The organism is Kluyvera sp. 1366, from assembly GCF_054823405.1.
In genome coordinates, this window is the sequence record NZ_JBTRDW010000002.1 from 702,237 (window position 1) to 711,851 (window position 9,615).

At 55.2% G+C, this 9,615-nt stretch carries 10 protein-coding genes; 4 read left to right on the plus strand and 6 right to left on the minus strand.

The window, feature by feature from the left end; genetic code table 11:
• Nucleotides 1–8: 8 nt before the first annotated feature.
• Nucleotides 9–836, minus strand: a complete 828-nt coding sequence (locus ACVLVH_RS06815) for a MetQ/NlpA family ABC transporter substrate-binding protein (protein WP_137386082.1) — start codon at nucleotides 834–836, stop codon at nucleotides 9–11.
• Nucleotides 837–1,050: 214 nt separating this feature from the next.
• On the opposite strand from ACVLVH_RS06815, the gene ACVLVH_RS06820 reads away from it, so the two are divergent.
• The 3 genes from ACVLVH_RS06820 to ACVLVH_RS06830 all read left to right on the plus strand — a co-directional run bounded on the left by ACVLVH_RS06820 (nucleotide 1,051) and on the right by ACVLVH_RS06830 (nucleotide 3,995).
• On the plus strand, nucleotides 1,051–1,692 hold the full coding sequence (locus tag ACVLVH_RS06820; RefSeq protein ID WP_309834075.1) for a TetR/AcrR family transcriptional regulator: 642 nt from the start codon (nucleotides 1,051–1,053) through the stop codon (nucleotides 1,690–1,692).
• Between the two features lie 74 nt (nucleotides 1,693–1,766).
• Entirely contained in the window at nucleotides 1,767–3,149 is a 1,383-nt protein-coding gene (locus ACVLVH_RS06825; RefSeq protein ID WP_498949040.1) for a D-arabinono-1,4-lactone oxidase, read from the plus strand.
• 18 nt (nucleotides 3,150–3,167) lie between these two features.
• The gene (locus ACVLVH_RS06830) at nucleotides 3,168–3,995 is read left to right on the plus strand and encodes a glycosyltransferase family 8 protein (RefSeq protein ID WP_210082096.1); all 828 of its coding nucleotides are present in this window, start codon (nucleotides 3,168–3,170) and stop codon (nucleotides 3,993–3,995) included.
• 86 nt (nucleotides 3,996–4,081) lie between these two features.
• On the opposite strand, the gene ACVLVH_RS06835 is transcribed toward ACVLVH_RS06830, so the two are convergent.
• The 5 genes from ACVLVH_RS06835 to dacD form a co-directional block, all read right to left on the minus strand.
• Complete coding sequence (locus ACVLVH_RS06835) at nucleotides 4,082–4,495, minus strand: type II toxin-antitoxin system HicB family antitoxin (RefSeq protein ID WP_101763410.1); 414 nt, start codon at nucleotides 4,493–4,495, stop codon at nucleotides 4,082–4,084.
• 17 nt (nucleotides 4,496–4,512) lie between these two features.
• Nucleotides 4,513–4,701, minus strand: a complete 189-nt coding sequence (locus tag ACVLVH_RS06840) for a type II toxin-antitoxin system HicA family toxin (RefSeq protein WP_007891008.1) — start codon at nucleotides 4,699–4,701, stop codon at nucleotides 4,513–4,515.
• 142 nt (nucleotides 4,702–4,843) lie between these two features.
• Complete coding sequence (gene tmaR, locus ACVLVH_RS06845) at nucleotides 4,844–5,164, minus strand: PTS system regulator TmaR (RefSeq protein ID WP_008110563.1); 321 nt, start codon at nucleotides 5,162–5,164, stop codon at nucleotides 4,844–4,846.
• A gap of 161 nt (nucleotides 5,165–5,325) precedes the next feature.
• Nucleotides 5,326–6,384 (minus strand): FUSC family protein, encoded by a 1,059-nt coding sequence (locus ACVLVH_RS06850; RefSeq protein WP_110866681.1) that lies wholly within the window; start codon nucleotides 6,382–6,384, stop codon nucleotides 5,326–5,328.
• 308 nt (nucleotides 6,385–6,692) lie between these two features.
• Nucleotides 6,693–7,859 (minus strand): serine-type D-Ala-D-Ala carboxypeptidase DacD, encoded by a 1,167-nt coding sequence (dacD, locus tag ACVLVH_RS06855; protein WP_192233442.1) that lies wholly within the window; start codon nucleotides 7,857–7,859, stop codon nucleotides 6,693–6,695.
• 201 nt (nucleotides 7,860–8,060) lie between these two features.
• Between dacD and sbcB the strand changes: the two genes are divergently transcribed.
• A complete protein-coding gene (sbcB, locus tag ACVLVH_RS06860; protein WP_101763407.1) occupies nucleotides 8,061–9,482 on the plus strand; it encodes an exodeoxyribonuclease I in 1,422 nt (473 codons plus the stop codon).
• The last annotated feature ends 133 nt before the right edge of the window (nucleotides 9,483–9,615 follow it).

The window sequence follows — 9,615 nt, forward strand, 5'->3', positions numbered from 1 at the left end:
ATCGTTCCTTACCAGGCCGTTTCGCCCGTGCCTTTGTAGACCTTGTCAAACACGGTCTTCACGGCATCGTTCTGATAAGAAGCCACCAGCGTTTTCACCCACGGCGCGCTGACGTTCTCTTTCTTCACCGCAATAAAGTTGTTGTACGGGTTATCTTTTACCGGCTCCTGCGCAATGCGATCTTCGGCGGTCAGGCCACTTTTCAGCGCCCAATCGGTGTTGACCACGGCGGCATCGAGGTCAGGAACGGAGCGGCCGATGATGCCGGAATCCAGCTCTTTGATTTTCAGATGATGCGGATTGGCGGTGATATCGGCGGTGGTGGCCGCGATGCCAACGCCCGGCTTCAGTTTGATCAGGCCTTGTTGCTCAAGCAGCACCAGACCGCGCGCTTCGTTAGAGGGATCGTTTGGCACGCCAATCACCGCGCCCTCTTTCAGCGCTTTGGCGCTTTTGACTTTCTTCGAGTAGAGACCAATCGGCCACACGGCGGTATCGCCGACGCGTACGATGTCGTAGTGATTGACCTTGATTTGGTTATTGAGGAACGGCTGATGCTGGAAGGCGTTGGCATCCACTTCGCCGTTTTGCAGCGCTTCGTTCGGCTGGTTGTAATCGTTGAAAATGACGGTTTTCACCGTTAAGCCTTTCGCCGCCGCTTGTTTGATCACTTCGCGCCAGACGTCTTCATCTTCGCCGCTCATAATGCCGACTTTTACCGAGGTTTTGTCCGCCGCGTGCGCGATGGACAGCGGCGACAGCGCCGCGCTGGCCAGCAGCAAGGCGCCAGCCGTTAACAGGAATTTATTTTTTACTGCTGACAGACGTGTGTGCATAAAGTGCTTCCTAATCGTTATAATTGCGCGAGTCAAAATTAGCTGTCGTAACGACAGTTGACCGCAGTATACGCAGATGCTTATTCCTGCATTATGATTTATTCAGGAATGCTATTCCTGAAAAGCATAAAGCCGCCGCGCCGCTCGCATCGCCACACGCGAGAAAGGGCTGTGCTATCCTCCCCCTTTTGATGGACTTGTTACTATAAGCGCTATGTCGAACACCACACCTAAACGAAAAAATGACCCTGAAGGGCTTAAGAAGCGCATTCTTGCTGGTGCGCTGAAAATGTTCGCCGAGTTCGGTATGCAGGGCGCGCGGCTGGAGCAGATCGCTGAGCACGCGCATACCACTAAACGCATGGTGGTGTATCACTTCGGCAATAAAGAGCAGCTCTATATTGAGGTGCTGGAGCAGGTGTATCAGGCGATTCGGCAGCATGAAACCGGCCTTAATCTCGCCGAGATGGCACCGGAACTGGCGATGACCAAACTGGTGGAAGCCAGCTTTGATTACCACGTTTCGCACCCGGATTTTATGCGGCTGGTGTGTACCGAAAACCTGCTGCGCGGGCGCTACATCATGCAATCCGAACGCATCAAGGCGTTGAACAAAAGTGCACTCGATGTGCTGGATGACATTCTGACGCGCGGCCAGCAGCAAGGGCTGTTTATTGCTGGGTTGGATACCGTAGATGTGCACCGCTTGCTGAGCAGCATTTGTGTGCATCACGTCTCCAATCGCTACACCTTTCACACGCTGTTCACGCCGAACGATAGCGAGGAAGACAGCATCCGTCGCAACCGCCAGTTAGCCGTCACCGCCACGCTGCGTTATGTGCGCAAAGCCCCGTAGGCTGCGGCTGCGCGCTGATGGTCTACGCTTTTAAATTTGGGACCGTCACAGACCACAGACTAAGGAACGCCGTAGTGAACAAAGATCCCCACCTTTATCCCTTACGCCATACGCAGAATACCGATCGGGACAGCGCACTGTGGAACTGGGCGCAAAACTCGGTGGTTGGTCAGCGTAGTCAGTTACAACAGCCGCAAACTGAAGCGGAGTTGCAACAACTGCTGCGCACCGCCAGCGGCAAAGTGCGCGTGCTGGGCAACCGCTTGTCGCCGGGCCGCATGCTGGGCGTTGATGAGCAGGATTTGCTGCTGGATCTCAGCGCGTTCAACGGCGTGATCGCCCATGACGAAGAGAGCGTCACCTTTGCCGCCGGTACGCCGCTGGAGCAGGTTTACAGCACCTTAACCGAGATGGATCGCATGCTGGCCTCGTCGCCGGGGGTGATTGCGGTGCAGACGCTGGCGGGCGCGATGGCCACCGGCACGCACGGCCAGGGTTTAGCACAAAGCTCCATCGCCGATGAAGCGCTGCGCATCCGCATGGTGTTAGCTGACGGTAGCGTGCGTGAATTTGTGCGCGGTGAGCCCGATTTCGCTGCCGCACAGGTTTCGCTCGGCAGCCTGGGCATTGTGACGGCCGTGACGCTGCGTACCCGCCCTTTCCGCCTGTTTACCTGCCACAAATTCGCCGTCTCCGCCGATACGCTGGAGAACGATCTGATCGAATGGAACCAGCAGTATGAGATGAGCAAAGCCTGGTGGTTTGTCGATGACAACCTGATGCACGTGTGGAACGCGCACGAAGCCAGCGCTGAAGATTCGCAGGCATGGCACGCCAATCAGCGCGAGGTGATTGAGCATGGCGATGACACCGACAGCAGCCTGAATGACACCATCGACCAGACGCTGGCGCAGATGCATCGCGATACGCAGATTCACGGCAAAGGCGGCAAACAGTTCCGCACCGTGACGCGCTTCCGCGATTTCACCGACATCAGCGGCGATATCTATCAGCTATTTTGTCGCGGCATTGCCGTGCCGCAGATCAACGTCGAGATCGGCGTGCCGCTGGAGAAAACGCCGCAGATTATCAGCAAGATCAAAGCGTGGTATGCCGAGAATCATCCGCACATGCACTATCCGATCATTCTGCGCTGTACCGGCGCGTCTGAAGGCTGGCTCAGCCCGGCGTATCAGCACGCCACCTGCTTCTTTGGCTTTGTGGTTTATTACGCTGATGACGGTTCGCTGTCGCAGGATGGCCTGCATTTTCTCACTGAAGTCGAGAAGCTGCTGGCGGCCGAAGGCGGACGTCCGCACTGGGGCAAATATTACGATCCGCAGCGCTATCAGTGGCGCGATATCTATCCGCAATGGGACGCTTTCCGCGCGGTGCGCGACCAGCTCGATCCACAACGCCGTTTTAGCAATGACTATGTCACTGCTTTGTTTGATTAAGTTTGAAGGGGAGAAACCATGTTTGCATGGGTAACGCTGTTAACGCAGCCGGACTATTTCATTGGCGTGAAGGCGCTGCACCGCTCGCTGAAGCGCAGCGAAACCCGCTGGCCGCTGATTGTCATGGTCACCGACGCCATCGATCTGGAGACGCGTGAAGCGTTGCAGGCGCTGGGCTGCGTGATCCATCCGGTGGATCCGCTGATGCCAAACGCCGAACTGGAGCAGCATTACGCCTCGGCGCAGTTCGGAGAAGTGTGGAGCAAGCTGCGCGCGTGGGAGCTGGTTGATTGTGAGCGCGTAGTATTTCTCGATGCCGACATGCTGGTGCTGCGCAACATGGATGAGCTGTTTACGCTCGATCTGGGCAAGCATGCGCTGGCAGCGTGCCACGCCTGTCGCTGCAATCCCAACAAGATCGCCAGTTATCCCGCCAGCTGGCAGCCAGAGAATTGTCACTATACCTGGCAGGATCGCGGCGAACCGGCACCGTCCACGCTCGATCGCTACCTGAACGGCGGTTTTTTGGTGCTGAAGCCGGATCTGGCGGTGTTTGCGTGGCTGCAGGAGAAAGTGGCGGGGATTACCGATCTGCGCCGCTATCCGTTCTCCGAGCAGGATTTGCTTAATGAAGTGTTCGAGGATCGCTGGCTGCCGCTTTCGTACAAATACAATGCGCTGAAAACCTTGCCGTTCCAGCACAGTAAGATGTGGCGCGAAGATGAAGTGAAGAACCTGCACTTTATTCTGGCGAAGCCGTGGAAACGCGACCTGAATCAGCCTGAATCGGAACGCGACCGCTACTACGCGCTGGATAAGCTATGGTGGGAGTTAGCGGCGGAATAAAAAAAACAGCGCGATTCGTCGCGCTGTTTCATATGAATTGCCCGTTACTGCGGGCCAGTTCGCCGCGAATGGGTTTCCTACGAAGCTTATGAACGGGTCTTCGCAATGCGCTCAAGCGCGACCTGCGCCAAAAAACCTGAACGGGTTTTGAATTCGGGATGCGTTGCTACGCAGCGGTCAATACGGTCAATCAGCAGTTTTGGCAAGGTTACGTTGATTTTCTCGGACCCGCCCAAAATGCGAGTGACATCCACATCGATAAGTACCCAAACATAACCTGCATATTGCGGATCTTTCATCAACGATTTCAATTCAGAAACCGCCGGGATGTCCTGCTCTAATTCTACCAGCAGCTCCAGATGGCCGATAATCGCCTCTTTGGCATTTGTTACCGCCGCTTCCAGCGTATCTCCAGCAGAAAAACAGCCCGGCAAATCCGGCACCGTGACGCCAAATGCCGTGCTTTGGTCACCCGCCTCAATCGCGATGGGATAAAACATACGTCACCTCTTTCAAATTAATGGACAGTCAGTCCGGCTTGTTTCCTGATACTTTTCACCGTTTTGATCGGCAAATCCTTTTTGGGGTGCGGTATCGTCACCAGCCCTTTTTTTACCGGATGGACAAAATGGTGATGGCTACCGTTTACACGTATCAGTTCCCAGCCATCGGCCTTGATCTCGGCCATTAATGATCTGCTATCCATGCCATTGCCTTACCGCGTCCTGAAAGCATAAAAAGATAACCCCAATAACTCTAAATCGCAAGAAGAGTTATTGGGGTTATCTTTTTCCCAAATAAAAAGGTCGTCATAAATGACGACCTCAAGATGAGTGGTGAATGGAAATTTATTGCGCTTTTGGCTCGCCCATCGCTTTCAACTTCTTCGACAGCTCGCGACGCTCTTTGGAGAGGTCAGCGTTTTTGATGATGTACTCATCAACGCGGTCTTCATAGTCTACACGCATGCTGGCGATAATTTCCTGCACCGCCTCGATGCTCATGCCGGGTTTGATGTATTCACTCAGGTTGTCCAGCAGCAGCACACGTTTCTGGTTATCACGGACTTTCTTCTCGTTATCCACGATTTCGCGCTGCAGTTTGTTTTTACGACGGAACATACGCACAAACTCCAGTACGTCCTGAAATGATTGCTTGGCATTTTCCATGTTGGCACCTTTCTTGAGGCCTGCGTCGGCAGGCGGAATAGTCATAACGTTTAGCTTAGCGGCTTGGCCGCCAGGGTTGCAATTCTCACCGCTAAATTCGGACTGGCGCTTATCTTAGCGCAAAGAAAGGGTGATTCACATTAAGTCCTTGCCTGAGAAAACTATTTACGCAGCGCCAGACGCACTAAATCAGTCATACGCTCCAGCTGACGCGCCTGTTCGAGGCTCAGCCAAACGTAGCCGTAAATCGCCGTGGTTTCGGAACGTCCGCTGCGATTAGCAATCAGCTGCTCCAGTTCCTGGGTGATCTCCTCCAGCGCGTGGCTGTTGGCGGTGATCTGCTCGGTTTCGCCTTTCACCATCAGCGTGGCCAGCGCATTCAGCGTGTCTTCCGTCATCTGCTGGGTGCGGCGCAGCGCAGGCGCGTTGAGCATAATCAAGTGGCTTTCACGCGACGACCACCATGCATCAATTTGCATCTGCATGGTGTTGACCAGATTGCGATTGATGGTTTGGATCGCCTCAAACACCGATTTCGGAATGCGCGTCTCTTTACTCGCCGGCTCCAGCAGCGCGCGCATTTTGATTACGCTGCTCAGCAATTTCTGAAAAGGTTTATTCAGCCGCGGCTTCTCCAGCAGATTGGCGGAGAAGCCGGTGTGATGCAGTTTGGCCATGGCGATAAACGCATCCGATAACTGGATGCGCCAATGGGTGTAGGCGCGCTGCGCCCAGATGGCGCTAAACAGCAGCGCCATCAGTGAACCGAGAATCACATCGCCCCCGCGCCACATGGCGATGGTGAAATCCCCGGCCGGTGCGCCAACCACCACGCCGAGCGTGATGCCGATCAGCAGCGCCATGTAGGGATGTTTTCCCAGCGTCAGATAGCCACAGACCACCATCACAACGGCGCACCACACCAGCATCACCGGCAGTGAAAACAGCTCAAGCTTGAGCGCGATCAGGCCAGAAATCAGACCGGCAAAGGTGCCGCTAATGCGCTGCACCACGCGCGGCAGCACGTTGCCCCAGGTGGAAATCGGCCCCATCACGACCACCAGCGTAATCAGAGGCCAGGTGCCTTCGGGAATGTCGGTGAGCCGCACAAACAGGAAACACAGCACAAAGGCGATAGCGATACGCACGCCGTGTACGGTGCGATAGTGGCGGTAGAACCAGAACTCAATCTGCGAGATGGGCTTGTCAGCGCGTAACATGGTTGTCCGGGAACGCTAAAAATTTGCGCGCTATGTTACCCTGGGCACGGCTGCATCATCAGGGTCGAACGCAATTATTTTTCAGGTTTTGCTGAAATACAACATGGACGTTACATCAGGTTTTCTCAATAGAAACATTGATGTAACGCAGCGTGTTTGGTGCGTGCATTAAAACGGTTGCCATGAATGGCGATCGGAAAATCATGTCATCGTACACCAGCACACCTTTCTGGTCTGCAACGCCAACAGCGATTGTGTCATCATCGCCGCATCACGGCGACGATGATGACGCGGAAAGACGCGACAGATTACAGTTTCTGTTTCACGTAATCGCTGATGCGCGTAATGATGCCTGCCTCTTCCACCGCTTGCAGCGCGTAGAGCGGATAGCTGGCCAACTGCTTATCTTTGTCCATCACCTGAATTTCGCCAATCTGCTCGCCCGCTTTCAGCGGCGCTTCCAGATCTTTGCGATCAATAACGTATTTCGCCATCACGTTGGCCACTTCGGTGCGCGGCAGCGACAGGTAGATATCCTGCGTGGTGCCGACATCGACCTTATGCGGATTGCCGTACCAGACGTTTTCGCTACCGATTTTTTTGCCTGCGTGGAACAGTTGCACGGTATCAAAGCTGTTTTGGCCCCACACCAGCAGCTTGCGCGCCTGATCTTCACGCCCTTTCGGGCTCTTGCCGCCCATGATCACCGCAATCAGGCGATGACGTCCGACGACGTTGGAAGCGATGATGTTAAAACCGGCGCTTTCGGTGTGGCCGGTTTTCAGCCCATCGACGTGCAGATTTTGATCCCACAGCAAGCCGTTGCGGTTGTTTTGGGTGATGCCGTTCCACGTCAGGGTTTTCTCCCCGTACATGGCGTAGAAATCGGGCTCGCCGCTGATGATGGCGCGCGACAGCACCGCCAGATCGCGTGCGGTGGTGTGCTGGCCCGGCGCATCGAGGCCGTGCACGGTTTCAAAATGGGTGTGCGACAGGCCGAGTTTCTGCACGTAGCTGTTCATCATGGTGACGAAGCTGCTTTCGCTGCCGGCCACGTGGTCCGCCAGCGCTACGCAGGCATCGTTACCAGAATCGATGATCACGCCGCGCATCAGGTCGCGCACCGTGACCTGATCGCCCGGCTTGAGGAACATCAGCGAGGAGCCTTTGAACACCGGATTGCCTGCGCCCCACGCATCTTTGCCGATAGTGACTTTGTCATCGCGGCTGATTTTATTCTGATCGATAGCGCGATCCACGACATAGCCGGTCATCAGTTTGGTCAGGCTGGCCGGGTTACGCTCTTCATCCGGATTGCCAGCGGTGAGAATTTGTCCGGTGGTGGCGTCCATCAACACCCATGAAGCCGCATCAATCGGCGGGGGTGTCAGGGGAAATGGCATGCTGTCGTCAGCCTGCGCCCACGATGCCCAAATAATTATTCCAGATACAGTTACCAGCAGACGCCTTTTCAACACTTCTTCCTCAAAATCAAAAAATGAATTTACCGCCGCACGTTTTACGGCAAATAGCGCTTACAGATCTGAATAAATTGAAAAAAAGTATGAACTGCGCATAAATGCTGCGCGCCTGCTCGCAGCGAGGATGATCGAGGTTGTACTGCTACCCATGGACGACTATCCTGTGCGTTGATTCTCCATTGCCAGGATAACGCCGTGCCCGCCTCTGAGTTCACCTTCTTATTCCACGATTATGAAACCTTCGGTAAAAGCCCGTCGCTGGACCGTCCGGCGCAGTTCGCGGGCCTGCGTACCGATAAAGAATTCAATGCAGTAGGTGAACCGCAGGTGTTTTATTGCCAGCCAGCCGACGATTATCTGCCGCAGCCGGAAGCGGTGATGATCACCGGCATTACGCCGCAAACCGCCAAAGCGCGCGGCGTGACCGAGGCGGCGTTTGCCGAACGCATTCATGGCCTGTTTAGCGAGCCGCAAACCTGTGTGATTGGTTACAACAATGTGCGTTTTGATGATGAAGTGACGCGCAATATCTTCTATCGCAACTTCTTTGATCCTTATGGCTGGAGCTGGCAGAACGGCAATTCGCGCTGGGATTTACTCGATGTGATGCGCGCCTGCTACGCGCTGCGTCCGGAAGGCATTGAGTGGCCGGAGAATGACGATGGCTTCCCCAGCTTCAAGCTGGAGCATCTCACTAAGGCCAACGGCGTAGCGCACGAACAGGCGCACGATGCGATGTCCGACGTTTATGCCACGCTGGCGATGGCAAAACTGGTAAAAGAGAAGCAGCCGAAGCTGTTTGAGTTTCTGTTTACCCATCGCAACAAACAGAAACTGATGACGCTGATTGATATCCCGCAGATGAAACCGCTGGTGCACGTCTCCGGCATGTTCGGTGCGGCGCGCGGTAACACCAGCTGGATTGTGCCGCTGGCGTGGCATCCGGATAACCGTAACGCGCTGATTGTTGCCGATTTGGCCGGTGATATGTCGCCGCTGCTGACGCTGGAATCTGACGAACTGCGCGAGCGTTTATATACCCGCCACAGCGATTTGGGCGATCTGCCTGCGGTGCCGATCAAGCTGGTGCACATTAATAAGTGTCCGGTGCTGGCGCCTGCCAGCACGCTGCGTCCGGAAGATGCCGCGCGCCTCAACATCGATCGTCAGCAGTGCCTTGCAAACCTCAAGCTGCTGCGTGACCACGCGGAAGTGCGTGAGAAAGTGGTGGCGCTTTTTGCCGACGCCGAGCCGTTTACCCCGTCAGATGATGTTGACGCGCAGTTGTATGACGGTTTCTTTAGCGATGCCGATCGCGCTGGCATGAATATCATCCGCCAGACGCCGCCGCAGAATTTACCGGCGCTGGATTTGACCTTCGACGATAAGCGCATTGCTAAATTGTTGTTCCGCTACCGTGCGCGCAACTTCCCCGGCACCCTGGATGACGCCGAACAGCAGCGCTGGTTGCAGCATCGCCGCGAAGCGCTGAATGCCGAGCGCGTGCAGGCGTTCCTGTTGGAGCTGGAGTCGCTGGCGAGTTTGCATGAGGGAAATACGGAGAAGATGGCGCAGCTGAAGGCGCTGTATTTGTATGCGCAGGAGCTGGTGTCTTAGTCCTCTGCGATTTGATGCCCTCACCCCGGCCCTCTCCCTGTACAGTCCGGGGACATGGTAGACAGGTGTTCGGGGACATGGTGAACACTTTTTAACATCCTTTACCCATGGTGATCGACTTTTTCTTCAGGTC